Below are 25,879 nucleotides of genomic sequence, written 5' to 3' on the forward strand. Positions count from 1 at the left end.
ACATGAGCATTGAAATCCGTAGCGTCAGCAAGCAGTTTGGCGATTTCCAGGCGCTGCGCGATGTGAGCCTGGACATCGCCTCGGGCGAACTCATCGCGCTGCTGGGCCCCTCGGGCTGCGGCAAGACCACGCTCTTGCGCATCATCGCGGGGCTGGAGACGGCCGATGTGGGCACCATCCACTTCAGCGGCGAGGACACGACCGACGTGCATGTGCGCGAGCGCAACGTGGGCTTTGTGTTCCAGCACTACGCGCTGTTCCGCCACATGACGGTTTTCGAGAACGTGGCCTTCGGCCTGCGCGTCAAGCCGCGCAGCGAGCGCCCTAGCGAAGCACAGATCAAGAAAAAGGTCATGGACCTGCTCAAGCTGGTGCAACTGGACTGGCTGGCCGAGCGCTATCCCTCGCAACTCTCGGGCGGCCAGCGCCAACGCATTGCGCTGGCTCGCGCGCTGGCGGTGGAGCCCAAGGTATTGTTGCTGGACGAACCCTTTGGCGCGCTCGATGCCAAGGTGCGAAAGGAACTGCGCCGCTGGCTGCGCCGCCTGCACGACGAGTTGCATGTGACCAGCATCTTCGTGACCCATGACCAGGAAGAAGCCCTGGAAGTGGCCGACCGCGTGGTGGTGATCAACCAGGGCAAGATCGAGCAAAGCGGCTCGCCCCAGCAGGTGTGGGACCAGCCCGCCAGCCCGTTCGTGTATGGCTTTTTGGGTGACGTGAACCTGTTCCACGGCCGCGCGCATGAAGGCTTGGTGCACCTGGAAGGCATGCAGCTCGATTCGCCCGAACACCAGACGGCCCAGAACGCCAAGGCGTTTGCCTATGTGCGTCCGCACGACCTGGACGTTGAGCGTTATTCCCCCCGCGCGGGCCTGGACGCCGAAGGTCGCCCGCGTGGCATCGTGGCCCAGCTGAACCGCGCCATCGTGGTGGGCCCCATCGCCCGCCTGGAACTAATTCCATCCGACGACCACAAACCAGCGGACAATGCATCCCCAGAATCCTTGATCGAAGCGCAGATTCCTGCGCAGCAGTTCAAGGAAATGGGTTTCAAAGAGGGTGAAACGCTGGTGGTCACACCACGCCGCGCCCGAGTGTTCTTGGATCACGCCGCTGGTATCTGATTCCTCCTGAGCCGCTACGTGTCTTCCCCCTGGGGGGAACGCACCCGGTGGACTGGCGGAGCCAGATCTAAGGGTGCAGTGGCACGGGCCGCACGGTCCCTGCCCAGCGCGTGGCAGTTGCAATTGGATGAGGGATAACAAGATGGTGTTGAAGTGGATCGATCAGGCCCCGCGCCGCGTGCTGGCGCTGATCAGTGCGGCCTGTGTGGCCATGCTTGCGTTTGGCATGTATCTGCAGCACGTGGTGGGCCTGGAGCCTTGCCCCATGTGCATCGTGCAGCGCTATGCTCTCATTGGTGTAGCAATCTTTGCTGGGCTGGCAAGCGCTAGGGGCTCAAAAGGCTGGTGGATGGGCTGGGGCGTGCTGGCCATGATCGCCTCCGGCTTCGGCGCCTTTGTGGCGGCCCGCCAGAGCTGGCTGCAGTGGTACCCGCCCGAAATTGCCACCTGCGGCCGCGACTTCTACGGAATGATCGAGAACTACCCCATCAGCCGTGCCATCCCCATGATCTTCCGCGGATCGGGCGACTGCGCTGCCATTGACTGGACGTTCCTGGGCGGCTCGATTGCCAACTGGTCGTTTGTATGTTTTGTGGGGTTCGCCGTGGTGCTGCTGGCGCTGCTGGTGCGCGGTCTCAAAGTTGGTGGGAAGCAGGGCGGTTCGGGCTATTCGATGGCGTGATACCGCGTGGCTTTGCCGCCGAGACATGCATGTGAAAAAGGCGTTCCTTGGAGCGCCTTTTTCTTTGCGGGTGCACGTGGAGGCCCGCGCGCCGCCTACCCCAACACGGCGTCTCCCGCGTCCAGCGACGGCGGGCGCAGCAGGTCTTTGTTGATGCCCATGGTTTGGCTCGCCCGCTCCACGGCCCGCCACAGGGGTGCAGGCATCTGCAGGATTTCCTCGGGCGAAGACGAGCGAGCAATCCAGTCGCTGATGTCGAGGTGCTGCTCTGCGGTAAGCAGGTCGAGATTTAGCATCTCGTCGATGATTTTCATGGGGAGTGTGGAGTTCAGTCCGCGAGCGTAGCAGTGTGGGGAAAACGTACCCCGTCCGTGCCGTCCACCCATGCGGGCAGCTTGTGCATCACGCTCGCAAAAAGCGCGCTGGCCTGCCACCGAGCCAGCCAGGCTTGCAGGCGGGGCCAGGGCTGCGCGGCCCACCAGTCCGCATCAATGCCGGCAAACTGGCGCACAAAAGGCGCAATCGCCATGTCGGCCAAGGCCACGTGGGTGCCGAACAGGCAGGGCTGGTCTGGGGAGAAACGTGCCTCCAGCGCACCCAGCCACGCCACGGCGCGGGCGCGTTCTGCACCGATGTCGGCATCGGGGTAACGGCTGGGGTACTTGCAGCGGTCTAGCGCCTGTTTGAAGGCGCTATCGCACTCGGCGATCAGTGTCAGCATCTCTGGCAATGTGCCATGGCTTGGAGTAACCCAGCCTTCGGGGTCGTGCTGGGCCAGTGCCCACAGCATGATGTCCAGGCTCTGGTCCAGCACTTGGCCGCCGGGCAGCACTAGCACAGGCACGGTGCCTTTGGGCGAGGCCTGCAGCAGCCCCTGGGGCTTGTTCTTCAGTACCACCTCGCGCAACTCGCAGGCCTGGCCGCTCACGGCCAGGGCCAGGCGGGCGCGCACGGCGTAGGGGCAGCGGCGAAAGGAGTAGAGAACGGGCAGGGCGGTCATGCTTGCACGCTGCTGCTCATGGCTTGCGTGGCGCACCGGGCTGCTGCGCGCCGATGTGCTCTTCGCCGCGCCGGGCAGCCAGTTGCATCTGTCGCTCACGCTCGGCCAGGGCGCGCTCTTGCTCGGGCGTGCGGGTGCCGTGGCAGTAGGGGCAGCTCACGCCCTGCACATAGTGCGGGTGTGCCCGCTCCGCTTCGCCCAGCGGCATGCGGCACGACCGGCACAGCTGGTGGTGGCCGGGCGCCAGGCCGTGGCCCACCGACACGCGCTCGTCGAACACAAAACAGTCGCCGTGCCAGCGGCTGTCTTCTTCCGGCACGGTCTCCAGATATTTGAGGATGCCGCCTTCAAGGTGAAACACCTCTTCAAAGCCTTGCGACTTGAGCAGCGCGGTGGACTTTTCGCACCGGATGCCGCCGGTGCAGAACATGACCACGCGCGGTTTGCCCGCCAGCACGCCGCCGGGCTGCTTCTCGCGTTCGACCCAGGCCGGGAACTCAGAAAAGCTCTTTGTGTGTGGGTTGACGGCGCGCTCAAATGTGCCGATGCCCACTTCGTAGTCATTGCGCGTGTCCACCACCACCACGCCGGGGTCGTCGATAAGCGCGTTCCAGTCCTCGGGCTTCACATAGATGCCCGCATTGCGTGCGGGGTTCAGGCCCGGCACGCCCAGCGTGACGATCTCGCGCTTGAGGCGCACGCGCATGCGGTAGAAAGGTTGGCGATCGGCCACCGCCTCCTTGTGCTGCAGGGCGGCAAACCGGGCGTCGCTGCGCAGCCAGGCCAGTACCGCTTGCACGTCATGCGGCGCACCGGCGATGGTGCCGTTGATGCCCTCGGGCGCCAGCAGCAGCATGCCGCGCACGTTCTTGCTGTCGCACAGGGCTTGCAAGGGCGCGCGCAGGTCGGCGCAGTCCGGCAGGTCCACAAACTGGTAGAGGGCGGCGGTGAGATAGCGGGGCGTGACCGAGTCCACGAAATGAGGCTCAAAGCAATGGAAGGAGGGCTGATGATAGCGGTCACTTTTCGTTACGATGTGCGGGTCCCAACGCTGCATCCAAGGTATCTGTTATGGCCCAGGAACCCACAGTCAATCTGTTTCGACGGCTGGAGCAGCTCAACGGTATCGGGGCGGCCCTCTCGCGCGAGCGCGACATCGACCGCCTGCTGGAGAACATTCTGGAGGCCGCCAAGGCCATTACCGGCGCGGACGGCGGCACGCTCTACAGCGTGACGGAGGACGGCAGCGCGCTCAAGTTCGAGATCCTGCGCACCGATTCGCTCGGCATTCGCCTGGGCGGCACCACGGGCAAGCCGATTGATTTTCCGCACCTGCCCCTGCGCCATGCCAATGGTGCGCCGAACGATTCGCTGGTGGCAGCGTATGCCGCCATCCACGACCGCACGGTGAACATTGCCGATGCCTACAGGGCAGAGGGCTTCGACTTCTCGGGCACGCGCGCGTTCGACGGGCGCACCGGCTACCGGTCGCAGTCGTTCCTCACTGTGCCCATGAAGAACCACGACCACGAGCTGATCGGCGTGCTGCAGCTCATCAATGCGCGGCACTGGGAGACGGGCGAGGTGACCACGTTCTCGGAGGCCGACAAGGGCTTGGCCGAATCGCTGGCCTCGCAGGCGGCCATTGCGCTGACCAACCGGCTGCTCATCACCCAGCTGGAGCGGCTGTTCGAGTCGTTCGTCAACCTCATCAACCTGGCCATCGACGAGAAGTCGCCCTACACCGGCGGCCACTGCCAGCGCGTGCCGGCGCTCACCATGCTGCTCGCTGAAGCGGTGAACTCCACCACCGCGGGCCCGCTGGCCGGCTTCAGCATGACGGACCGCGACCGCTATGAATTGAAGATGGCCGGCTTGTTGCATGACTGCGGCAAGATCACCACGCCTGTGCACGTGGTGGACAAGGCCACCAAGCTGCAGACGCTGTATGACCGCATCGGGCTGGTGGACACGCGCTTTGAAGTGTTGAAGCGCGACGCCGAGCTGGCCGCGCTGCGCCGCCAGCTGGCGCTGCGCCCGGTGGTGGATGCGCGCGCCGAAGGTCAGGAACTGCAGGCGCTGCAGCACGAGATCCACGCGCTGGAAGAAGACCGTGAGTTTCTGCGCCGCAGTAACACCGGCACCGAGGTCATGAGGCCGGAGGACCAGCAACGCGTGCGCGACATTGCCGCCATGCGCCACTGGCGCAACCCGCAGGGGGTGCAGACGAGCTTCCTGAGCGCCGAGGAGGTGGAGAACCTCACCATCCGGTCCGGCACGCTGAACCAGGCCGAGCGCGACACCATCAATTACCACATCGTCGCCACCATCAAGATGCTGGAGACGCTGCCCTGGCCGCGCCATCTGAAGAACGTTCCCGAGTACGCGGGCGGCCACCACGAGCGCATGGACGGCAAGGGCTACCCGCGCGGCCTCACGCGTGACCAGATGTCGGTGCAGGCGCGCATGATGGGCATTGCCGACATCTTCGAGGCGCTGACGGCGGCCGACCGGCCCTACAAGAGCGGCATGACCTTGTCGCAAGCGATCGCCATCATGTGCAAGATGCGCGACAACGGCCACATCGACCCCGACCTCTTTGAGGTGTTTGTGCGCGAAGGGGTGTACCGGCGGTATGGCGAACAGTTTCTGGACGCAGCGCAGATCGACGAGGTGCCGGCGGAGGTGGTGGCCCGGGCGCTGCGCATGGCGGCATGACGTGGGCCGCTGGCCGCTGGGCGCGCAGACAGCGCGGCGCGGCGCCCGCGCACAGATTTGCTCAAGATGCTTCTAAATTTATAGCTGCTAGCGTTTTATGGATAAGCGATAGAGCCTGTTTTTAGGCATATTTTTCTGCGCTGCCGCCTGTTGTCTCCACTGCTTGCTGCTCTTGCGACGCCTGCTCCAGCCACTGCGCGAAGGCAGCCATGGCCGCAGTCTCCGGCCGGGACTGCAGACGCGTGAGCCAGTAGGCGCCGCGCTGCAGCTCCTGCGCAAACGGCTGCACAAGCCGGCCTTGGCGCAGTTCGCGCGTGAACATGCACACGGGCAGCAAGGCAACACCCGCGCCCTGGGCTGCCGCCTCCGCCAGAGTCAGCGACGAGTCAAACACGGCGCCGCGCACCACGGGGCAGGGGGCGCCTGCCGCGTCAAACCAGGCAGTCCATTCGTCGGTGCGGTAGCTGCGCAGCAGCGGCAGGCGAGCCAGATCGGCAGGCGTGCGCAGGCCGTGGGCCAGTGCGGGGGCGCACATGGCGGACATCGGCGCGTCCATGATGCGCTGCGCGTGGGTGCCGTGCCAGGCGCCATCGCCAAAACGGATGGCACAGTCCAGCCCCTCGCCCGCCATGTCCACGCGGTTGTTGTGCGTGAGCAGGCGCAGGTCCACAAACGGGCAGGCCTGCTGAAAACTCCGCAGCCGGGGCAGCAGCCAGCCCACGGCAAAGGTGCCCACGGCACCCACCGTCAGCACTTCGCGCGGGCGGGTGTCGGCCAGCTTTTCCAGTGCACGCTCCAAGTTGCCAAACGACTCCACCACCACGGGCAGCAGGGCCTGGGCTTCGTCCGTCAATGCCAGGCCGCGCGGCAGGCGGCGAAACAGCGGCTTTCCCAGCCGGTCTTCCAGCTTACGGATGTGCTGGCTCACCGCAGTCTGCGTCACGTGCAACTCCTCGGCCGCCCGGGTGAGGTTGAGGTGGCGGGCCGACGCTTCGAACGCGCGCAAGGCATTGAGGGGCAGATACATAAGTTTTTCTGGGGTCTGGCGGCAATTATTGTCGATGGTGCAGGCGGGTGAATGTCCGTATCGTCCAGGCCTTGTTTCCATTCACCTGCTTTTTCCTATGCAAAGACGACAGTTTTCCTTGGGCCTGATGGCCGCTTCCACCGTACCGCTGTGGGGCTGCGCCGCCAGCAGCAGCGCCGCCAATGCGGCTTCCCGTGACCAGGTCTCCCGCCAATGGGCAGACACCCTGGCCGGTATCGAACGCACCGCCCAGGGCCGCCTGGGCGTGGCCATGTTGGACACCGGATCGGGCTTGGCGCTGGGCTGGCGGCAGGACGAGCGTTTTGCCATGGCCAGCACCTTCAAGGCCGTGCTGGCGGGCTGGATGCTGGCGCTGGTGGACCAGGGCCGGGAGCGGCTGGACGCGCGCGTGCATTACGCCGCCACCGACGTGGTGGCCTATTCGCCCGTGAGCGGCCCGCGCGCAGGCAACGGCGGCGGCCTGACGGTGGGCGAGCTGTGCGCGGCCACCGTGAGCCTGAGCGACAACACCGCCGCCAATGTGCTGATGGCTCGCCACGGCGGCCCGGCCGGTTTCACTACGTTCGTTCGCTCGCTGGGTGACCCGATCACGCGGCTGGACCGCACCGAACCGACGCTGAACGAAGCGGCGGTGGGCGACCCGCGCGACACCACCACGCCGCTGGCCATACTGCACACCCTGCAAAAGCTGGTGCTGGGCGACGCGCTTTCCCCCCCATCCCGCGCCTGGCTGCAGCGTTGGCTGGTGGAGACGAGCACGGGCGACAAGCGCCTGCGTGCCGGTGTGCCGGGCTGGAAGGTGGGCGACAAGACGGGCACGGCGGGCGACAGCGGCACGGCCAACGACATCGGCGTGTTGTGGCCCCCGGGCGGAGGTGCGCCTGTGCTCGTGACCTGCTACCTCACACGCTCCACGGCGTCTGCCGAGCAGCGGGATGCGGCAATTGCACAGGTGGCGCGCGCCGTGGCGGCGGCGCGCGAGACTTTCAACCGTGCTTAAAGCTTCTTGACCAGCACCTGGCTCTTGCGGTCCCAGTTGTACTTGCGCTTGCGGGCGTCGGGCAGCCAGTCCGGGTCCACGGGCGAGAAGCCGCGCTTGATGAACCAGTGCATTGTGCGGGTGGTCAGCACGAAGATGCTGTCCAGCCCCAGCAGGCGCGCCCGCTGCTCGATGCGCTTGAGCAGCTTTTCGCCGTCGCCCGTGCCCTGGCTTTGTGGCGATACCGTCACGGCGGCCATCTCGGCCGTCTTGGCCTCGGGGTAGGGGTAGAGCGCCGCGCAGCCGAAGATCACGCCGTCGTGCTCGATGATGGTGTAGGTGGCAATGTCGCGCTCGATCTCGGTGCGGTCGCGCTTGACCAGGGTGCCGTCCTTCTCGAAAGGTTCGATCAGCTGCAGGATGCCGCCCACGTCGTCAATCGTGGCCTCGCGCAGCTCTTCGAGCTTTTCGTCGATCACCATGGTGCCGATGCCGTCGTGCACATACACCTCCAGCAGCAGCGATCCATCCACCGCAAACGGCAGGATATGGCTGCGCTCCACGCCGGCCTTGCAGGCCTTCACGCAGTGCTGCAAATAGAATCCCGTGTCGGTAGGCTGCTGCGCCGGTGGCAATTGGGCCAGCAGCGCCTGGGCGGCGGCCAGCGGCAGCTCGGTGTCGATGGGGTTGTCGTCGCTCTCGGGTTCGGTCGGCGACATGCGAATGCCCTGCACCTCGGTCAAGAAGATGAGTTTGTCGGCGCGCAGCGCAATGGCCACGCTGGTGGCGACTTCTTCCATGCTCAGGTTGAAGGCCTCGCCCGTGGGCGAGAAGCCAAACGGCGACAGCAGCACCAGCGCGCCCATGTCCAGCGTCTGGCGGATGCCCGCCACGTCCACCTTGCGCACCAGGCCCGAGTGCTGAAAATCCACCCCATCCACAATCCCCACGGGCCGCGCCGTGAGGAAGTTGCCCGAGATCACGCGCACCGTGGCGCCCGCCATGGGCGTGTTGGGCAGGCCCTGGCTGAAGGCGGCCTCGATCTCATAGCGCAGCTGGCCCGCAGCCTCCTGCGCGCAGTCGAGCGCGACCGAATCGGTGATGCGGATGCCGTGGGAGTATTTGGCCGCATGGCCCTTGGCGGCCAGCTGCTCGTTCACCTGCGGGCGGAAGCCGTGCACCAGCACGATCTTCACGCCCATGGCCTGGATCAAGGCCAAGTCCTGCGCAATGTTGTGCAGCTTGCCCGCTGCAATCGCCTCGCCCGTGAGCCCGATCACAAAGGTCTGGTTGCGGAACTTGTGGATGTAAGGCGCCACCGAGCGGAACCAGGGCACGAAGGTGAAGTTGAAGACGGCGGACATGGCGGTGCAAGCGGTGGGGCGGGCCTTGGAATGACGGAAAAAGCGGCAACGGCAGGCGGCCCCGTGGGGCCGCCAAACCGCGCATCATAAGCATGCTGAGCTTTGCCGCGCCACATCCGGCGCCACAGCGGGTTCAGCGCTGCCGTCTGTGTGGCGCTGAAACGCCGCCAGGCGCGCCGCAAAGGGCTCCAGCACCAGGGCTTCGTCGGGCCCCGACGCGGGCGGCAACGCGATGGCGATGCCGCTCTGTGCCATCAGCGCCTGCATTTCGGGGCGGGCGATCATGCCGTGGTCCATCAGCGCATGCACCAGCCGGTTCAGCGCGCCCTGATGCTGGCGCAGCAGGGCGCATGCGCGCTGGTATTGGGCCTGCAGCAGCTCTTCGATGGCGGCGTTGCTGGGCCCCACATCGGTGTTGATGTGGTTGTCCATCTCCACAGTCACGTCGGTGCGCGCCAGGCGTTCGCCAAAGCCATGGTGGCGGATGTAGCGCGCGGCCTCGGCCGTCACCTGCTTGTAGTCCTGCTCGGCGCCGGTGGTGCAGGCCATTTCGCCAAACACCAGTTCTTCGGCCACACGGCCCGCAAGGCCCACGCACATCATGTCCAGCGCGTTCTGGCGCGTGGTGACCTTCAGCCCCGCAAAGCTGTTGTAGCCGCCTTCGAAGGAGGCGATATTGATCTTCACCTCTTGCGGGGCCTGGCCCAATAGCAGTCCGTACACCAGCGCATGGCCGGCCTCATGCACCGCCAGCAGCGCGCGGAAGTCGGCGTTGGCGCGTTGCTTGAGCCGGTTCAGCTCCAGCGTAACGGCAAACAGCGCCTGCTGTGCACCGGCCTGTACCACCAGGTGGCGCTTGTCCGCTGCAAGCGTGATGGGGTAGGTGGTGCCCAGCGGCAGCGCCTGCTCCAGGACCCACAGCGCGGCCTTTACCAGGTTGGCGCTCAGAATCGCGTGCACCGACGAGAACAGCGGCCGCGTGCCCTGGGCCGGGAACACGGCGTTGGCATACAGCTCGTTGTGCACGCACTGGGCGATGGCAAAGCGCACGCCACACTGGGTGGCAATGTCGTCGCAGTAGCGTGTGCAGAGGTTGCGGATGAGCTGCTCATAGGTCGCCTTGTTGAACGATGGGTACACCACATGCTCGTTGCCCAGCCGCGCGATCTGCTCGGGCTTGAAGCGCTCGCTCAATGCCTTCTTCACATCGATGAGCGACAGCTTGCGCGTGAGGCGGTGGAAGATGTCTGCATCGGTGTCGCAGTCTTCCACGCGCTGCGCGGTCTCGTGGTACATCTCGTCCAGGTTGCCGCACACAAACACCAGCAGCTTGCTGTAGTCGGTCTCCCACGCGTGGTGCGACTGCTGGAACCGCGTGAACAGCGCCTGCACCTGGGTGGGCGGCCACTGCATGATCTCGGCCAGGGGCTCCTGCAGCTTGAGCATGCGCTTGAGTTCCTGCGCATCCCAGGCATCGAGCTGGAAGCGGTAGGGCTTCTTGCCTGCGCGCTCATCGTCGCCATCTTCGGCGCGCTCGGCCTCGTAGTGCGCATCGGCCAGCTTGCGCTCGATGTTGGTGAGCGCGCTCAGGGCCGGGGGCAGGCGCCCGTCGGAGAGCAGCGTCCACACATCCTGGTAGCGCTCCACCTTCACGTCTTCGCCCTTGCGGTCCACCGTGCGAAAGCGCTGGAACTCGTCCAGTACGAGGATGCCGGGCGCGCCCTCGTGGATGCCCGAGTCGCCGAGCATGCCCGAGATGGACGAGCTGCGGTAGCTTGCGCCGTGACTGAAGCCGTCCATCTGCACTTCGACAAAGCGGTCGTAAAAGCCCAGAAGCTGCGCCAGGCGCCGCGTGAGCTGCGTCTTGCCCGTGCCCGTCAGGCCCCACAGGCAGACGATGACGGGCCGGGTGATGAGCTGGGGCAGCACATACCAGGCGCGGATGGCATCGACCACACGGTCGATCACGTCGTCGATGCCAAACAGCTCGGCCTTGAGCTGCTCGGCGGCGTGGGCCAGCGCCTGCTGGCGCTGGGCCAGCAGGGCCTGGTGTGCTCCGGTGGGCGGGTGCTGCCCATGCGGCAGCGTCGGGGATTGGGTTGAAAGGTCCATATGTTCAATCGTTCTTGTCAATCGCTCTCGGTAAAGCGAGCGTTCAGGGTCGCCTTGCGCAGGGCGACGGTGTCCGCACGGCGCTGGGCGCCACGGGCTCGGATGTGTTTGCCTGCTGCGCTGGACAGGCTGCGTTGGGCCAGTGCGGCGGCCACAGGGTTTCGGGGCGGGCCCGAAGGTTCGAGTTTCAACACCAGGGGCTGCTTCATACGGCGCAGCTTTTTGATTTCACCCTGGGCGAAGGCCCGAGACAGTTTTTTGGCACTCATGTGTGCGTTCCACAAATAAAAAACCCCGGCAAAGTAGCCAGGGCTTGTGGAGCACTGCACTGGGGTGCAGGAGGTCGCTTGTCTGCCGTGGCTGGATGCGTGAAAACACAGTCCAGCCGGGGCGGTGGACAGTGGTCAGGCGGGAGCGAACAAGGGGACAAACATAGCGGCGACCTCCAGGGTGGTTTCAGCGGTGGGCGACGCGCCCGGTGCGGGCTGAAACAAGAAAGGCGCGATTGTGTCGACGTGTTTGGAGCCTGACAAGCCCAAGATGAGGGCCAAGGCCCATCTGTCGCGTCAAAAGCACACTGCAGCCCGATAATTGCGTCCCATGTCTTCTCCCGATCAGCGGCCGCCAGAGCCTTCTTCTGCTTCGTCTTCCCGTCGCGCCTTCACCATAGAGTTCCCCGAATCCCTGCCCGTATCGGGCAAGCGCGACGAGATCATGGAGGCCATAGAGAAGCACCAGGTCGTCATCGTGTGCGGTGAAACCGGCTCGGGCAAGACGACCCAGCTGCCCAAGATTGCATTGGCTCTGGGTCGGGGAAAGTGCAATGCCAAGCCCGGTCAAAAAGGCCAGCTCATCGGCCACACCCAGCCGCGCCGCATTGCCGCCAGCAGTGTGGCCAAGCGCATTGCGGAAGAGCTGAACACGCCGCTGGGTGATGTGGTGGGCTACAAGGTGCGGTTTCAGGACCGCTTGAGCCGCGATGCCTCCGTCAAGCTCATGACCGACGGCATTTTGCTGGCCGAAACGCAGACCGACCCGCTGCTCAAGGCCTACGACACCATCATCATCGACGAGGCGCACGAGCGCAGCCTCAACATCGATTTTCTGCTGGGCTACATCCGCCAGATCCTGCCGCGCCGTCCGGACCTCAAAGTCATCGTCACGTCGGCCACCATCGATGCGGACCGATTTGCCAAACATTTCGAATCCGCCAAAGGCCCCGCGCCCATCATTTACGTGTCGGGCCGCACCTTTCCGGTGGAGCAGCGATACCGCCCGTTTGAAGAGACGCGCGACTACGGGCTGAACGAGGCCATTGCCGACGGCGTTGACGAGCTGTGGGCCGGTAACGCGGCGGGCGACATCCTGGTTTTTTTGCCCGGCGAGCGCGAGATCCGCGAGGCCGCTGACCACCTGCGCAATCACCTGTCGCACCAGCCGGTGATGCGCAACGCCGAGGTGCTGCCGCTGTTTGCCCGGCTGAGCCAGGCCGAGCAGGACCGCATCTTTGACGGCCACACGGGCCGCCGCATCGTGCTAGCGACCAACGTGGCCGAAACCTCGCTCACGGTGCCGGGCATTCGTTACGTCATTGACGCAGGTACGGCGCGCGTCAAGCGCTACAGCTTCCGCAGCAAGGTCGAGCAGCTTCTGGTCGAGCCCGTCAGCCAGGCCGCCGCCAACCAGCGCTCCGGCCGCTGCGGCCGCGTGGCCAACGGCATCAGCATCCGACTGTATGACGAGGCAGACTTCAACAGCCGCCCGCGCTTTACCGACCCCGAAATTTTGCGCAGTTCGCTAGCAGGCGTCATCCTGCGCATGAAGTCGCTGCACCTGGGCGATGTGGCGCAGTTCCCGTTCATCGAGGCGCCTTCGGGCCGTGCCATTGCCGACGGCTACCAGCTGCTGGCCGAGCTGGGCGCCGTGGACGATGCCAACGAGCTGACCCCCATGGGCGTGGAGCTGTCGCGCCTGCCGCTGGACCCGCGCGTGGGCCGCATGATCACCGAGGCGCGTGACCGCAAGGCGCTGGACGAGGTGCTCATCATCGCCAGCGCCCTGAGCGTGCAGGATGTGCGCGACCGCCCGCTGGAGGCGCAGCAGCAGGCCGACCAGGCCCACGCCAAGTTCGACGATGACAAGAGCGAGTTCAGCGGGTACCTGAAGCTGTGGAAGTGGATCAACGAGGCCCGGGGCGGCGCCCCCAGCCTTCCGTCGGCCCGTGCGCAGAAGGCCATGGCGGCGCAAAAGTCGCCTTCGCAGGCCTACCTGCCGGTGGATCGGCGCGGCGGGGCGCCAGCCCCTTCGCCAACGGTGCCAGCGGTACCTGCCGCCACCCACAAGCTCAGCAACCGCCAGTACGAGCAGCTGCTGCGCCAGAACTTCATCAGCATCCGCCGCCTGCGCGAGTGGCGCGACATCCACACCCAGCTGCTCACGGTGGTGACCGAGCACAAATGGCAGATCAACACCCAGCCCGCCAGCTACGAGCAACTGCACCTGTCCATGCTGGCCGGGCTGCTGGGCAACGTAGGCTGCAAGAGCGACGAGGAAGACTGGTACCTGGGCGCGCGCGGCATCAAGTTCTACAAGCATCCGGGCGCGCATCTGAACAAGAAACCCGGCCGCTGGATCATCGCGTCGGAACTGGTCGAGACCACGCGCTTGTTTGGCCGTGGCATCGCTGCGATTGAGCCGCAGTGGCTGGAGCAGATCGGCGGCCATTTGCTCAAAAAACAGCTGCTGGACCCGCACTGGGAGAAGAAGTCCGCCGAGGTGGTGGCGCTGGAGCGCGCCACGCTGTACGGCATCGTGGTCTACAACAACCGCCGCGTGAACTTTGGCAAGGTGGACCCGCACGCTGCGCGCGAGGTGTTCATCCGCGAAGCCCTGGTGGGTGGCAACTGGGAGACGCGCCTGCCGTTTCTGGCGGCCAACCAGAAGATGATCGCCAAGGTGGAAGAGCTGGAGCACAAGTCCCGCCGCCAGGACGTGCTGGTGGACGATGAGCTGATTTACGCCTTCTACGACCAGCAGCTGCCGCCCGAAGTGTGCAGCGGCCACAGCTTTGAGGCGTGGTACCGGGACGAATCCAAGAAGCAGCCCGATCTGCTCAAACTCACCCGCGAGGAGCTGATGCGCCATGAGGCTGCAGGCATCACCACCAACGCCTTTCCCAAGACCGTGCGCCTCGGCGGCGTGGACTGTGCTGCCAGCTACCTGCACGAGCCCGGCGATGCGCGCGACGGCATCACCGTGACCATCCCGCTCTTTGTGCTCAACCAGGTGAGCGAAGAGCGCTGCGAATGGCTGGTGCCCGGCATGCTCAAGGACAAGATCCAGGCCCTGCTCAAAAGCCTGCCGCAGCGCCCGCGCAGCCGCTTTGTGCCGCTGCCCGAATCGGCTGCGCGCCTGGCCGAGCTGCTGGGCGCGCCCGAGCGCTTTGGTACCGGCAGCCTGACCGATGTGCTGCTCAAGCAAGTGCGCGATGAGACATCGCTGGACGTGAAGCGCGCCGACTTCAAGCTCGACATGCTCAGCCCGCACCTGTTCATGAACTTCCGCGTGGTGGACGAACATGGCCGCCAGCTGGGCCATGGCCGCAACCTGGGCGCGCTTAAGGCCGAGTGGGGCGCCAAGGCGCGGGGCGCCTTCCAGGCGCTGGCGGGGCTCAAGTTGGGTGGTGGCGAGGCTGAGAAAGAAAAATCTGAGCCATATATGCTTCCAGCGCTTGATGGTAAAGCGCCAGCAGCTATCAAAACAGGAGTAAGGGGCCATGCACCCGCCTCGGCGAAACCTTCAAACACCACGCCATCCGCCCCCGCGGGCCAGCGCTACACGGCCTGGACGTTCGGCGAGTTGCCCGAACTCATGGAGATCAAGAAGGCCGGCCAGACGCTGATCGGCTTTCCCGCGCTCATCGACGGTGGCGACGCCGTCACCATCGAAGTTTTCGACGAGCCCGAGGTGGCCGCCGCCAAGCACCGCGCCGGCCTGCGCCGCCTGTTTGCGCTGCAAATCAAGGATGCGCTGAAGTATCTGGAAAAGAACATTCCCGATCTTCAGAAAATGGCCGTGGCCTACATGCCCCTGGGCACGCAGGAAGAGCTGCGCACCCAGATCATCGACGTGGCGCTGGACCGCGCCTTTCTGCTCGACCCGCTGCCCACCGACGAAGTCGCCTTCAAGCGCCGTGTGGAGGAGGGCAGGGGCCGCCTCACGCTGATTGCCAACGAGGTCGCTCGCCTGGCCGCCACCATTCTTACCGAATACGCAGCTGCCGCCCGCAAGATCAAGGACACCAAAAACGCGCCCGAGGCCACGGCCGACGCGTTGCAGCAACTGCAACGCCTGGTGCCCAAGAACTTCATTGCCGTGGCGCCGTGGGCGCAACTGGCGCACTACGCCCGCTACCTCAAAGCCATCACCTTGCGGCTGGACAAATACCGGGCAGACCCCGCGCGCGACGCCGCCAAGCTGGGCGAGCTGCGCCCGCAAGAGCAACGCTACTGGCGCTTGGTGGCCGAGCGCAAGGGTGCCGTGGATGCGCGCATGCAAGAGCTTCGCTGGCTGCTGGAGGAACTGCGTGTGAGCTTTTTCGCGCAAGAGTTGCGCACGCCCCAGCCGGTGAGCGTGAAGCGGCTGGACAAGCTGTGGGCGCAGGTCAATAGCTAAGCATTTACGAAGCGGAAAAGCACATGAGCGAGTTTTTAGAAATCGGCGGAAAGAGCTACCCGGTGGCGCACTCGCCGAAAGGGGTGACCCTGCTGACGGGCGGTGAGCTGTTTCTTGCGGACGTCCGGGACGAAGAATTTCCGCAAGAAATCCACTGGGTGGACGGCAACCTGCACCTGTACCACTGCGCGTTCCGAAAACTGCCATCGCCGCTGCAAGTGAAGGGCGACCTGGTGGTCTGCGATTGCCCTGGTCTGGAGCTGCCGGCCGACCTGGAAGTCACCGGGAATCTTTCGCTTTCCGACAGCAGAATGCGGAGCGAAAACCTGCCCGCCGGACTGGCCGTGGGCGAGTCTTTGTACATGGCGAACTGCGGGTTCCGCAAGCTGCCCAGCGATCTGAAAGTCGGCCGGAGCATCATTGCAGACGAAAGCGGTTTGCAGGAGCTTCCCCATGGGCTCTCGCTTCCCGGGTCGTTGATTGTCAGCGGCACCGCTATTGCTCGGTTGCCTGAACGGCTGCGCATTGGCAGCGCGTTAGTGCTGAAGGACTGCCCCATCTCGGAACTGCCCGACGATCTGTGCGTTGGGGACAGTCTGGACTTGAGCGGCACTGCGGTCAGTCGGCTGCCGGATGAGCTCACGCTCCAGGCAGACCTTTTCCTCGAAGGCTCGCAGGTTGAGCAATTGCCCGACAGGCTCTCGGTGAACTACTTGAGCATCACCAAAACACGTATTCGTGAGATACCTCCTACCACCCGCGTGACTGTAAGCTTGTTTGCGAATTTCACCCAGGTACGCAGCCTGCCGGATTCGCTGTCGCAGCTCACAGAACTTGCCTTGGTGGGCAGCGCGGTGGAGCGCCTGCCAGAGAACTTACAGATTGACGGAGACCTGTTCTTGGCGGACAGCGCCCTGCGGGTCCTTCCGCGCAAGCTTTCCGTGCGCGGCACCATTTACCTTGGCGGGACGAGCGTACCGAAGGACGGTGTGCCCCAGGATAGCCGGACCGGCGCGGACCTCACGGTGGACTGGGATTGGCGCCCTTGAGACCTTTGGCAGGTACGCGTGGTGCAGGCGATCCTTGGCACAAGCGGCCTTCACCTCTCGTCTCGCAAGCGTTGGGACCTCGCAAAAGAGTGGTAGTCGGCTTTCTGCGCCGCTGCAAAGCTGTGCGCTTTTGCATCGCAGATGTGGGTCAGGCATGCATCCCACAGAGCTTTTGGGACGTTCCGACCAACGAACCCAGAGCTGCTTGCGAGCACGTTTCAATCCCGAGTCCAGATCTTGACCGAAACGTACATCGCATAGCCCAAAGCGACCACCATCCACACTACAAAAAACAGATTGGCCCAGTACTGGCCTGAATGTTCTGCCAAGGTGTAGATCTGATTGGCGCAGCCTTTTCCGACACAGGGGATTTCACCCAGCACCACAGCGCGCACGGCTGCAAACAGCAAGTACGCGGCTATGCCACTGATAAGCAGGAAACCCACCGGTCCGACAGGTGGTTTGGTGAATTCATCGTTTTCATCGCGCAGGCCCTGGTTCAACAGTTTCTGACCATAGCGATACCACACGTATCCAACGAGGAGCATGAGCGCGTAATAAAGGAGAGTCAGCATGGTGAGGACTTTGGCCGTGCACGCAAATGCGCGGTGCGGCGATGGTAGCCGAGGCATTGTCGGGCAACGGACTTTGCGGCGGCGCGGCGCGCGGCGGGTCTAAAAGATTCTGTGCAAGGTGTGTGGTGAGAACGCTCGGGCGGACGCGTATCGCCGCCCATCTCCTACAGCGGCGAAGCGCCGCGTGGTCAACGCTACGGTTTTCATCAGGAGTTTGACTTATGCGCAAGATGATTTTGATGGCCGTTGCGGGATACCTTTGGAAAAAGTACCAGGCCAAGAGGGCTGCTGGCAGTAGCACTCTGTCCCGTCAGCGGTAAACAGTCGAGCGCCCACTCATTCTTCTATCACCTCGCCAAGGTCGCTGCAATCTGCCTAGACGCCGGCCTGCGCCAGTTCGCGCCGAGCCTTGACCTGCGGCAACACGGTACGCGGTAACAACAGTGCCTTGCCGAGTCGGTTCTACCTTTCGACGATGCGCAGGCCGCCGGGGTCGTCTTCTGCTATCAAGATGCGGAGATAGCCGTCACCTGGGTGACCGCGCACCGGGCCTTTCCCCTTGCTTGCGTTGCAGGCGGGCTCTAGGCTGGAGGGCACAAGGAGACTCTCTGCCCCATGCGCCCTCACTACAAGTTCTGGCCCCAGCGCCTGCCCAAGTCCATCACCTTGCCCGCCACCTCGCTGTGGGACAACCTGGCCATCAGCGCGCGCCGCTACCCGGACAAGGCGGCACTCGTCTTTTTTGGCAGCACGCTGAGCTACCGGCAACTGATGGAGGGCGCCGAGCGCCTGGCCGCGCGGTTGGTGCAGTTGGGGGTGCAGCGGGGCGACCGGGTGGTGCTGTGCATGCAAAACTGCCCGCAGCTGGTGATGGCGCACTTTGCCTTCCTGCGGGCCAATGCCGTGGTGGTGCCGGTCAACCCCATGAACCGGGCTGAGGAACTGAAGCACTACATCACCGACCCCGACACCAAGGTGGCGATCACCACGGGTGACCTGGCGCCCGAGCTGGCCAAGGCCAGCAATGCGCTGCCCGCTGCCCAGCGGCTGGCGCACCTGATCGTGACGCAGTTCTCCGACGCGTTTGACGTGCAGGTGGAGGGTGCGGATGCGCCGCCCGACGCGTGGCGCGACTGGCTGGGCACGCGGCACGCGCTGCCTGCGCTGGAGGGCGGCGAGGCGCACGACTGGACCAGTGCGGTCGCCTGCACCGATGCGCCGCCTGCGCTGCAGGTGGGGCCGGGCGACCTGGCGCTGCTGCCCTACACCAGCGGCACGACCGGGCTGCCCAAGGGCTGCATGCACTTGCACAAAAGCATCATGCACAACGCGGCGGCGGGGGCGTTGTGGGGCAGCGGGTCGGTGGACAACGTGACGCTGGCGGTGGTGCCCATGTTCCACATCACCGGCATGGTGAGTGTGATGCACACGGCCATCTATTGCGCGGCCACGCTGGTGATCATGCCGCGCTGGGACCGCGACCTGGCCGGGCGCCTCATCTCGCGCTACGGCGTCACCACCTGGACCAACATCCCCACCATGGTCATCGACCTGCTGGGCAGCCCCCACTTTGCAAGCTACGACCTGTCGAGCCTGGCGTACATCGGCGGGGGCGGCGCGGCCATGCCGCAGGCGGTGGCGCAGCGGTTGCTGGAGCAGTACGGCCTGCGCTACTCCGAAGGCTATGGCCTGACCGAGACGGCCGCACCGTCGCATTCCAACCCCCCGGACCACCCCAAACAGCAGTGCCTGGGCATCCCGTTCATGAGCACCGACGCGCGCGTGGTGGACCCGGACACACTGCAGGAGGTGCCGGTGGGAGAGCAGGGCGAAATCATCATCCACGGGCCCGAGGTGTTTGAGGGCTACTGGAAGCGGCCGGACGCTACGGAGGCGGCGTTCATCGAATTCGAGGGCAAGCGCTTCTTCCGCTCTGGCGACCTGGGACGCATGGATGAGGACGGCTATTTCTTTCTGACCGACCGGCTCAAGCGCATGATCAATGCGAGCGGGTTCAAGGTGTGGCCGGCCGAGGTGGAGGCGCTGATGTTCCGCCACCCCGCCATCCAGGAGGCCTGCATCATTGCCGCCAAGGACAGCTACCGGGGCGAGACGGTGAAGGCCGTGGTGGTGCTGCGTGCCACGCACAAGGACAACACGAGCGAGCAGGACATCATCGACTGGTGCCGCGAGAACATGGCGGTGTACAAGGTGCCGCGCATCGTGCAGTTAGTGGACGCGCTGCCCAAGAGCGGCAGCGGCAAGGTGATGTGGCGGGCGCTGCAGGAGGCCGAGGGCCAGGGTAGCTAGGGATCCTCTGCACGAATCACCGCGCCGTGTGCATCTGCGAGCTAAGGCTATTGCTGCGTTTTGCGCCTTGCCGCCCATCCCGACCCGCAGCGCACACTTCCCGCTCGATTCGTGCAGAAGATCCCCAGAAGAACCTGGGCGGCTGAGCAGGGCGGTCAGAGCCGCTCAGGCGCTGACGAGCTCTCCCAGGTCCCGCTCCAGCAGCGCCGGGTCGCCCAGCTGCAGCTCGATGAGGCGGCGCAGGTGGGTGACGCTGTCCAGGTCGATGCCGCGGCAAAGCAGGCCGGTGTGCAGGCCTTCCACGTGGGCCACTTCGGTGGACATGGCGATGTGGTTGCCGGTGTCCGCAAGCGGGATGGTGATCTGGCAGAGCATGCCGGTCTCCAGCTCGGCCTGGGCGGGCGCCATGATGAGGGCGCCCTTGAGCGAGAGGTCGATCACATGCACGCTGAACGCGTCGGTGGCCGTGGTCAGCAGGGCCGGGGCGTCGAACCCTACGCGGACGAAGTGGCGGCGTTCGTGGGGCATCGCTGTCTCCTTGGGGGAAGCGGGGGTCCGCAGATGCTACTCCAACGGGCGGGGGGCCGCGTGCTCCGAATCCCTTTGGTGGTTTTTGCAAGCATTCGTTACCATGGGCTTTCCGTCACCTGAGGGGGTCTGTGTTGAATCCTGGCGCGTACCGGTGGGGTGCCTTGGGCTCTGGCAGCCTGCGCTGCTCGGCTTGCCGTTCCCTTGTGCTGGCCGTTCTCTGCGCTGGTGCGATGGCGCAAGCGGCCCCGCGCGAGCTGCGGGTGGGCGTGTACTCCAACGAACCCAAGATCTTTGTGGACGCCCAAGGCAAGCCGTCCGGAATTTTTGTGGACCTGCTGCAACTGGTGGCAGAGCGCGAGCAGTGGACCCTCAAATATGTGCCCTGCCAATGGCAGGACTGCCTGGACGCCGTGCGCGCCGGGCACCTGGACTTGATGCCAGACGTGGCCCGCAACCCCGAGCGGGAAGGGCTGTACGACTTCCACACCCTGCCGGTAATGCACAGCTGGTCGCAGGTCTACCGTGCACCGGGCGCCGACATCCATTCGCTGTTTGACCTGCAGGGCAAGCGGGTGGCGGTGCTGCGCGGTTCGGTGCAAAGAGCCACCTTCCAGCAGATGGTGGACAGCTTCGGCATCCAGACCTCGCTGGTGAGCGCGCCCAGCCTCGTGGAAGCCTTTGCGATGGTGCAGCGCGGCGACGCCGACGCGGCAATTGCCAACCACCTGTTTGGCAACTTCCAGTCCGCGCGCTATGGGGTGGCGGACACGGGCATTGTGTTCCAGCCTGCCACGCTCTACTTTGTGACGGGCCTGGGGCGCAACCCAGAGGTGCTGGCCGCCATCGACCGCTCGGTCAAGGACTGGCGCAGCGGCGCAGACCCGGCCTATGCGCGCGTGCTGCGGCACTGGGGCGGGCAGGAACCAGAGGGGCGCATGGCACCCATGGTGTGGTGGGTGCTGGGCGGACTGGCGGCCTTCAGCCTGCTCGCGCTGTTGATGGTGGTGCTGTTGCGGCGACAGGTGCAGGAGCGCACACGCCACCTTCAGGCCAGCGAACACAAGCTGGCCACCATCCTCGACAGCGTGGGTGCGTTCATCTACATCAAGGGCCGCGACTACCGCTACCAATATGCCAACCGCCAGGCGCTGACACTGCTCGGTCGCACCGGGCACGAGGTGGTGGGGCAGGAGGATGCAGCCTTTTTTGATGCTGCCACGGCCGCGCAGCTGCGCGCTAACGACCGCCGTGTGATCGAGGACGGCGAAACCCTGGAGGCCGAGGAGGTGAACACGCCGCAAGGCGGCGGCGAGACCCGGGCCTATCTGTCCGTCAAAATCCCGCTGCGCCACGCCGATGGCCGGATCCACGCGCTGTGCGGCATCTCCACGGACATCACCGAGCGGCGGCGCTCTGAAGAGTCCCTCCAGATCGCCGCCACGGTGTTCGAGTCCTTCGAGGGCATGATCGTGACCGGACCCGACCAGCGCATCCTGAAGGCCAACCAGGCGTTCGCACGGCTGACGGGGTATTCGGTGGACGAGCTGGTGGGCAAGACCGCCCGGCATCTCTTTTCTGACCGGCACGACGAAGCGTTCTACTCCGCGCTGCAAAGCACGCTGCGCACGCAGGGCGTGTGGCAGGGGGAGGCATGGAACCGGCGCAAGGATGGTCAGGAGTACCCCGCATGGGTCACCATCACCGCGGTGCGCTCGCCAGACGGTGACATCACCCACTACGTGGGCACGCAGACCGACATCTCCAGCCGCAAGGCGGCCGAAGAGGAAATTCGCCTGCTGGCGTTCTACGACCCGCTGACCGGCTTGCCAAACCGCCGGCTGATGACCGACCGGCTGCAGCACAGCCTGGCTACCACCGCGCGGTCCGGCGCAGGCGGGGCGCTGCTGTTTGTGGATTTGGACAACTTCAAGGACCTGAACGACACACAGGGCCATGAGGTCGGCGACCAGTTGCTGCGCCAGGTGGCTGCCCGCCTGAGCGGCTGCGTGCGTACGGGCGACACGGTGGCGCGGCTGGGCGGGGACGAATTTGTGCTGCTGCTGGAGGGCCTTAGCCCCCACGCTCACGAGGCGGCCGCGCAGGCCGAAGGCGTGGGCCGCACCGTGTTGCAGGCGCTGGGCCAAAGCTACCTGCTGGACGGCCACGCGCACCATAGCTCGTGCAGCATTGGCGTGGCGCTGTATGCCGACGCGTTGGGCTCGGTGGACGAGCTGCTCAAGCGCGGCGACCTGGCCATGTACCAGGCCAAGGGCGCGGGTCGCAACACGCTGCGGTTTTTTGACCCGCGCACACAGGCGGCCGTGGCGGCCCGCACGGCGCTGGAGGCCGGCCTGCGCGATGCGCTGCACAGCGGCCAGTTCCTGCTGCACTACCAGGTACAGATCAGCCAGCACCAGGGCATCGTGGGGGCCGAGGCGCTGGTGCGCTGGCAGCACCCGCAGCGCGGCCTGGTGTCGCCGGCCGAATTCATCCCGGTGGCCGAGGCCTCGGGCCTTATCGTGCCGCTGGGCGCATGGATCTTGCGCACCGCCTGCCAGCAACTGGTGGAATGGGCGCAGGACCCGCTGACCGCGCACTGGACGCTGGCCGTTAACGTGAGCGCGCGGCAGTTCCGCCACCCGCACTTTGTGGACGAGGTGCTGGGCCTGCTGGAGGAAACCGGCGCCAATCCGCGCCGCCTGAAGCTGGAGCTGACCGAAACCCTGCTGCTGGACGACGTGGAAGACACCATCGAGCGCATGACCACGCTGCGCGCGCTGGGCCTGGGCTTTTCGCTGGACGACTTTGGCACCGGCTATTCGTCGCTGGCCTACCTCAAGCGCCTGCCGCTTACCCAGCTCAAGATCGACCAGGGCTTTGTGCGTGAACTGCTCACCGATGCCAACGACGCCACCATCGCGCGCACCATCGTCACGCTGGCGCAAAGCCTGGACCTGGGCGTGATCGCCGAAGGGGTGGAAACCGAAGCCCAGCGCGACATGCTGGCCAGCCTGGGCTGCCACTTCTGGCAGGGCTACCTGTTTGGCCGCCCTGGCCCGGCCAGCGCACTGCGGCAAGCGGCCGAGGTCGCCGCGCAAAACTGACCGCTCCGAATCGGCCGACCACTCATGTTTTTATAGCTGCCAGCGCTTTATGGCTAAGCGCTAGAGCCCGATTTTTATCAAAAATCTAGAAGCGCCACTGCGTGAGAGTGGCCGCCGGGCACAAGCTGCGCACGCCCTGCGCCGCCGGCAGCGATGGCCTACACTTTGCGGCTTCGTCGCCCCCCTGCGGCCACCCGCTCCGTTCATGATCATCACCAGCCTGCTCGACACCGACCTGTACAAGTTCACCATGATGCAGGTGGTGCTGCACCAGTTTCCGGGGGCGCAGGTGGAATACAAGTTCAAGTGCCGCAACCCCGGCGTGCAGCTGGCCCCGTTTGCCAACGAGATTCGCGACGAGATCCGGTCGCTGTGCAGCCTTCATTTCCAGGACGCCGAACTGGCCTACCTGCGGTCCCTGCGCTTCATCAAGAGCGACTTTGTGGACTTTCTGGGGCTGTTCAAGCTCAACGAGAAATACATCACCGTCACGCCCCAGCCCGATGGCGAGCTGGACATCGCCATTCGCGGGCCCTGGCTGCACACCATCCTGTTCGAGATTCCGGTGCTGGCCATCGTGAATGAGGTCTACTTCCGCAACACGCAGAAGGTGCCCGACTTTCCCGAAGGCCGCCGCCGGCTGGACACCAAGATCGCGCAGCTGCAGGGCGAGGGGCTGGCCGACCTCAAGATTGCCGACTACGGCACGCGCCGCCGTTTCAGCCGCGCCTGGCATGAAGAAGTCCTGCGCGTGCTGGTGGCGCGCCTGGGCACCGGCGACCGGCGCCCGGGTTCGCCCGCTGGGCCGGGCCAGTTTGCCGGCACCAGCAACGTGCTGTATGCGATGAAGCTGGGCGTGACCCCGCTGGGCACCATGGCGCATGAGTATCTGCAGGCCTGCCAGGCGCTGGGCCCGCGCCTGCGCGACAGCCAGGTGTTCGGCTTTGAAATGTGGGCCAAGGAATACCGCGGCGACCTGGGCATTGCGCTGTCGGACGTGTACGGCATGAGCGCCTTTTTGCGGGATTTCGACCTGTACTTCTGCAAGCTGTTTGACGGCGCACGCCACGACAGCGGGGACCCCTTCGCCTGGGGCGAGCGCCTGCTGGACCACTACCGCAAGAACCGCGTGGACCCGCTGACCAAGACGCTCATCTTCAGCGACGCGCTTACCGTGCCGCGCACCATCGAGCTGTACCAGCAGTTCCGCGGGCGCTGCCAGCTGGCCTTTGGCATTGGCACCAACCTGACCAACGACCTGGGCAGCCCGCCCGCGCATGAGCCGCTGCAGGTGGTCATCAAGATGACGCGCTGCAACGACCAGCCCGTGGCCAAGCTGTCGGACACGCCCGGCAAAGGCATGTGCGATGACGAGAAATACCTGGCTTACCTGCGCCAGGTGTTCGACATCCCCAGCACGGCGTAACGCTCACTGCGCCCCTGTGCGCCACCCGGCGCGCTGCCGCAGGCGGGCCGCCGTGCCACCGGGCAACCGCGCTTTCAACAGCTCCCGCATCCACACCCTGCTATCCACACCCTTGCCATGACCCAGCCCCGCATTCTTGTTGCCCGCGCCATCTTCCCGGACATCGTGGACCGCCTGCGCCAGCACTTTGAGGTGCAGGACAACCCCGACGACGTGGTCTGGACGCCCGGCGAGCTGGCCGCGCGCTTGGCCAACAAACATGGCGTGCTGACCACCGGCAGCCAGCGCATCGACGCAGCCCTGCTGGCGGCTGCGCCCCAGCTGCGCATTGCAGCCAACATGGCCGTGGGCTACAACAACTTTGACGTGGACGCCATGGCGGCCGCAGGCGTGCAGGGCACCAACACACCCGACGTGCTGACCGAAACCACGGCCGACTTCGGCTTCGCCTTGCTGATGGCCACGGCCCGCCGCATGGCCGAGAGCGAGCATTTCCTGCGTGCCGGAAAGTGGACGAAGTGGAGCTACGACATGTTTGCCGGCAGCGACGTGCACGGCAGCACACTGGGCATCATCGGCATGGGTCGCATCGGCCAGGGCATTGCCCGGCGCGGCGCGCACGGCTTTGGCATGAAGGTGGTCTATCACAACCGGTCGCGCCTGCCCGCCGCACTGGAGGCCGAGTGCAAGGCCAGCTATGTCGGCAAGGAAGAGCTGCTGCGCACGGCCGACCACGTGGTGCTGGTGGTGCCCTACACCGCCGAATCGCACCACACCATCGGCGCGGCCGAGCTGGCGCTGATGAAGCCCACGGCCACGCTGGTCAACATTGCGCGCGGCGGCATTGTGGATGATGCCGCGCTGGCCGCCGCTCTGCGCGCAGGGCGCATTGCGGCGGCGGGACTGGACGTGTTTGAAGGTGAACCCAGCGTGCACCCCGACCTGCTGGCCGTGCCCAACGTGGTGCTCACTCCGCACATTGCCAGCGCCACTGTGCCCACGCGCCGCGCCATGGCCAACCTGGCGGCCGACAACCTCATTGCATTTTTTGATGGGCGCGGGCCGCTCACGCCCGTCAACACGCCGCTGCCGGCCGCCGCCGCAGCGCGTGCGTTGGCGCACTGACGGCTGGCTGTGAGGAAAATTTTTAATCAAATTGGCTGCTAGCGCTTATCCAGTA

19 protein-coding genes are annotated in these 25,879 nt (G+C 65.4%); 10 read left to right on the top strand and 9 right to left on the bottom strand.

The window, feature by feature from the left end; translation table 11 throughout:
* The first annotated feature begins 2 nt into the window (after nucleotides 1-2).
* Both ACK4HJ_RS15650 and ACK4HJ_RS15655 read left to right on the top strand, forming a co-directional pair.
* Nucleotides 3-1,127, top strand: coding sequence for a sulfate/molybdate ABC transporter ATP-binding protein (locus ACK4HJ_RS15650; protein ID WP_409833278.1), 1,125 nt, complete (start codon nucleotides 3-5; stop codon nucleotides 1,125-1,127).
* 142 nt (nucleotides 1,128-1,269) lie between these two features.
* Entirely contained in the window at nucleotides 1,270-1,809 is a 540-nt protein-coding gene (locus tag ACK4HJ_RS15655) for a disulfide bond formation protein B (RefSeq protein ID WP_409833279.1), read from the top strand.
* A gap of 95 nt (nucleotides 1,810-1,904) precedes the next feature.
* Here the strand turns inward: ACK4HJ_RS15655 and ACK4HJ_RS15660 are convergent, their stop codons facing one another.
* Genes ACK4HJ_RS15660 through ACK4HJ_RS15670 form a run of 3 tightly spaced genes read right to left on the bottom strand, consistent with a single transcriptional unit; the run spans nucleotide 1,905 to nucleotide 3,785 of the window.
* Nucleotides 1,905-2,123 carry a hypothetical protein gene (locus ACK4HJ_RS15660; RefSeq protein ID WP_409833281.1) on the bottom strand — a complete coding sequence of 73 codons (219 nt, stop codon included), beginning with the start codon at nucleotides 2,121-2,123 and terminating at the stop codon, nucleotides 1,905-1,907.
* 14 nt (nucleotides 2,124-2,137) lie between these two features.
* Nucleotides 2,138-2,809, bottom strand: coding sequence for a glutathione S-transferase (locus ACK4HJ_RS15665; protein WP_409833283.1), 672 nt, complete (start codon nucleotides 2,807-2,809; stop codon nucleotides 2,138-2,140).
* A gap of 16 nt (nucleotides 2,810-2,825) precedes the next feature.
* Complete coding sequence (locus ACK4HJ_RS15670) at nucleotides 2,826-3,785, bottom strand: rhodanese-related sulfurtransferase (RefSeq protein WP_409833285.1); 960 nt, start codon at nucleotides 3,783-3,785, stop codon at nucleotides 2,826-2,828.
* A gap of 95 nt (nucleotides 3,786-3,880) precedes the next feature.
* Between ACK4HJ_RS15670 and ACK4HJ_RS15675 the strand changes: the two genes are divergently transcribed.
* Nucleotides 3,881-5,527 carry an HD domain-containing phosphohydrolase gene (locus tag ACK4HJ_RS15675; RefSeq protein ID WP_409833287.1) on the top strand — a complete coding sequence of 549 codons (1,647 nt, stop codon included), beginning with the start codon at nucleotides 3,881-3,883 and terminating at the stop codon, nucleotides 5,525-5,527.
* A gap of 121 nt (nucleotides 5,528-5,648) precedes the next feature.
* Here the strand turns inward: ACK4HJ_RS15675 and ACK4HJ_RS15680 are convergent, their stop codons facing one another.
* A complete protein-coding gene (locus ACK4HJ_RS15680) occupies nucleotides 5,649-6,554 on the bottom strand; it encodes a LysR substrate-binding domain-containing protein (RefSeq protein WP_409833289.1) in 906 nt (301 codons plus the stop codon).
* Nucleotides 6,555-6,651: 97 nt separating this feature from the next.
* Here ACK4HJ_RS15680 and bla point away from each other — a divergent pair, with 97 nt between their 5' ends.
* The gene (bla, locus tag ACK4HJ_RS15685) at nucleotides 6,652-7,575 is read left to right on the top strand and encodes a class A beta-lactamase (protein WP_409833291.1); all 924 of its coding nucleotides are present in this window, start codon (nucleotides 6,652-6,654) and stop codon (nucleotides 7,573-7,575) included.
* Here the strand turns inward: bla and argA are convergent.
* From argA to ACK4HJ_RS15700, 3 genes are all read right to left on the bottom strand, one after another.
* Complete coding sequence (gene argA, locus ACK4HJ_RS15690) at nucleotides 7,572-8,918, bottom strand: amino-acid N-acetyltransferase (protein WP_409833293.1); 1,347 nt, start codon at nucleotides 8,916-8,918, stop codon at nucleotides 7,572-7,574. The two genes, bla and argA, sit on opposite strands and share 4 nt — an antisense overlap.
* Before the next feature lie 84 nt (nucleotides 8,919-9,002).
* Nucleotides 9,003-11,030 carry an AAA family ATPase gene (locus ACK4HJ_RS15695; protein WP_409833294.1) on the bottom strand — a complete coding sequence of 676 codons (2,028 nt, stop codon included), beginning with the start codon at nucleotides 11,028-11,030 and terminating at the stop codon, nucleotides 9,003-9,005.
* Between the two features lie 17 nt (nucleotides 11,031-11,047).
* On the bottom strand, nucleotides 11,048-11,299 hold the full coding sequence (locus ACK4HJ_RS15700) for a hypothetical protein (protein ID WP_094290600.1): 252 nt from the start codon (nucleotides 11,297-11,299) through the stop codon (nucleotides 11,048-11,050).
* A 445-nt stretch (nucleotides 11,300-11,744) separates the two neighbouring features.
* Here ACK4HJ_RS15700 and hrpA point away from each other — a divergent pair, with 445 nt between their 5' ends.
* Both hrpA and ACK4HJ_RS15710 read left to right on the top strand, forming a co-directional pair.
* Nucleotides 11,745-15,704, top strand: coding sequence for an ATP-dependent RNA helicase HrpA (gene hrpA / locus ACK4HJ_RS15705; RefSeq protein WP_409833374.1), 3,960 nt, complete (start codon nucleotides 11,745-11,747; stop codon nucleotides 15,702-15,704).
* Nucleotides 15,705-15,727: 23 nt separating this feature from the next.
* Nucleotides 15,728-16,753, top strand: a complete 1,026-nt coding sequence (locus ACK4HJ_RS15710; protein WP_409833297.1) for a hypothetical protein — start codon at nucleotides 15,728-15,730, stop codon at nucleotides 16,751-16,753.
* A 218-nt stretch (nucleotides 16,754-16,971) separates the two neighbouring features.
* On the opposite strand, the gene ACK4HJ_RS15715 is transcribed toward ACK4HJ_RS15710, so the two are convergent.
* On the bottom strand, nucleotides 16,972-17,328 hold the full coding sequence (locus ACK4HJ_RS15715; RefSeq protein ID WP_409833298.1) for a hypothetical protein: 357 nt from the start codon (nucleotides 17,326-17,328) through the stop codon (nucleotides 16,972-16,974).
* A gap of 615 nt (nucleotides 17,329-17,943) precedes the next feature.
* Here ACK4HJ_RS15715 and ACK4HJ_RS15720 point away from each other — a divergent pair.
* Nucleotides 17,944-19,638, top strand: coding sequence for a long-chain fatty acid--CoA ligase (locus tag ACK4HJ_RS15720; RefSeq protein ID WP_409833300.1), 1,695 nt, complete (start codon nucleotides 17,944-17,946; stop codon nucleotides 19,636-19,638).
* 165 nt (nucleotides 19,639-19,803) lie between these two features.
* Here ACK4HJ_RS15720 and ACK4HJ_RS15725 read toward each other — a convergent pair whose 3' ends face one another.
* Complete coding sequence (locus ACK4HJ_RS15725; RefSeq protein WP_409833302.1) at nucleotides 19,804-20,166, bottom strand: PilZ domain-containing protein; 363 nt, start codon at nucleotides 20,164-20,166, stop codon at nucleotides 19,804-19,806.
* A gap of 233 nt (nucleotides 20,167-20,399) precedes the next feature.
* On the opposite strand from ACK4HJ_RS15725, the gene ACK4HJ_RS15730 reads away from it, so the two are divergent.
* The 3 genes from ACK4HJ_RS15730 (at nucleotide 20,400) to ACK4HJ_RS15740 (ending at nucleotide 25,824) form a co-directional block, all read left to right on the top strand.
* Nucleotides 20,400-23,273 carry an EAL domain-containing protein gene (locus ACK4HJ_RS15730; RefSeq protein ID WP_409833304.1) on the top strand — a complete coding sequence of 958 codons (2,874 nt, stop codon included), beginning with the start codon at nucleotides 20,400-20,402 and terminating at the stop codon, nucleotides 23,271-23,273.
* Between the two features lie 205 nt (nucleotides 23,274-23,478).
* Nucleotides 23,479-24,699 carry a nicotinate phosphoribosyltransferase gene (pncB, locus tag ACK4HJ_RS15735; RefSeq protein WP_409833306.1) on the top strand — a complete coding sequence of 407 codons (1,221 nt, stop codon included), beginning with the start codon at nucleotides 23,479-23,481 and terminating at the stop codon, nucleotides 24,697-24,699.
* A 117-nt stretch (nucleotides 24,700-24,816) separates the two neighbouring features.
* Nucleotides 24,817-25,824: a 2-hydroxyacid dehydrogenase gene (locus ACK4HJ_RS15740; protein WP_409833308.1), complete on the top strand. Its 1,008-nt coding sequence runs from the start codon at nucleotides 24,817-24,819 to the stop codon at nucleotides 25,822-25,824.
* Nucleotides 25,825-25,879 lie beyond the last annotated feature (55 nt).

Source organism: Acidovorax sp. (assembly GCF_046294525.1).
Classification (GTDB): Bacteria; Pseudomonadota; Gammaproteobacteria; order Burkholderiales; family Burkholderiaceae_C; genus Acidovorax.

Excerpts from the sequence above, each read along its gene's own strand:
- ACK4HJ_RS15725 (WP_409833302.1), bottom strand. The coding sequence starts at position 20,166 with ATGCCCCACGAACGCCGCCACTTCGTCCGCGTAGGGTTCGACGCCCCG.
- ACK4HJ_RS15675 (WP_409833287.1), top strand. The coding sequence starts at position 3,881 with ATGGCCCAGGAACCCACAGTCAATCTGTTTCGACGGCTGGAGCAGCTC.
- hrpA (WP_409833374.1), top strand. The coding sequence starts at position 11,745 with ATGGAGGCCATAGAGAAGCACCAGGTCGTCATCGTGTGCGGTGAAACC.
- ACK4HJ_RS15730 (WP_409833304.1), top strand. The coding sequence starts at position 20,400 with ATGGCGCAAGCGGCCCCGCGCGAGCTGCGGGTGGGCGTGTACTCCAAC.
- ACK4HJ_RS15695 (WP_409833294.1), bottom strand. The coding sequence starts at position 11,030 with ATGGACCTTTCAACCCAATCCCCGACGCTGCCGCATGGGCAGCACCCG.
- argA (WP_409833293.1), bottom strand. The coding sequence starts at position 8,918 with ATGTCCGCCGTCTTCAACTTCACCTTCGTGCCCTGGTTCCGCTCGGTG.
- pncB (WP_409833306.1), top strand. The coding sequence starts at position 23,479 with ATGATCATCACCAGCCTGCTCGACACCGACCTGTACAAGTTCACCATG.
- ACK4HJ_RS15660 (WP_409833281.1), bottom strand. The coding sequence starts at position 2,123 with ATGAAAATCATCGACGAGATGCTAAATCTCGACCTGCTTACCGCAGAG.
- ACK4HJ_RS15680 (WP_409833289.1), bottom strand. The coding sequence starts at position 6,554 with ATGTATCTGCCCCTCAATGCCTTGCGCGCGTTCGAAGCGTCGGCCCGC.
- ACK4HJ_RS15740 (WP_409833308.1), top strand. The coding sequence starts at position 24,817 with ATGACCCAGCCCCGCATTCTTGTTGCCCGCGCCATCTTCCCGGACATC.
- ACK4HJ_RS15710 (WP_409833297.1), top strand. The coding sequence starts at position 15,728 with ATGAGCGAGTTTTTAGAAATCGGCGGAAAGAGCTACCCGGTGGCGCAC.
- ACK4HJ_RS15715 (WP_409833298.1), bottom strand. The coding sequence starts at position 17,328 with ATGCTGACTCTCCTTTATTACGCGCTCATGCTCCTCGTTGGATACGTG.
- ACK4HJ_RS15650 (WP_409833278.1), top strand. The coding sequence starts at position 3 with ATGAGCATTGAAATCCGTAGCGTCAGCAAGCAGTTTGGCGATTTCCAG.
- bla (WP_409833291.1), top strand. The coding sequence starts at position 6,652 with ATGCAAAGACGACAGTTTTCCTTGGGCCTGATGGCCGCTTCCACCGTA.
- ACK4HJ_RS15720 (WP_409833300.1), top strand. The coding sequence starts at position 17,944 with ATGCGCCCTCACTACAAGTTCTGGCCCCAGCGCCTGCCCAAGTCCATC.
- ACK4HJ_RS15665 (WP_409833283.1), bottom strand. The coding sequence starts at position 2,809 with ATGACCGCCCTGCCCGTTCTCTACTCCTTTCGCCGCTGCCCCTACGCC.
- ACK4HJ_RS15700 (WP_094290600.1), bottom strand. The coding sequence starts at position 11,299 with ATGAGTGCCAAAAAACTGTCTCGGGCCTTCGCCCAGGGTGAAATCAAA.
- ACK4HJ_RS15655 (WP_409833279.1), top strand. The coding sequence starts at position 1,270 with ATGGTGTTGAAGTGGATCGATCAGGCCCCGCGCCGCGTGCTGGCGCTG.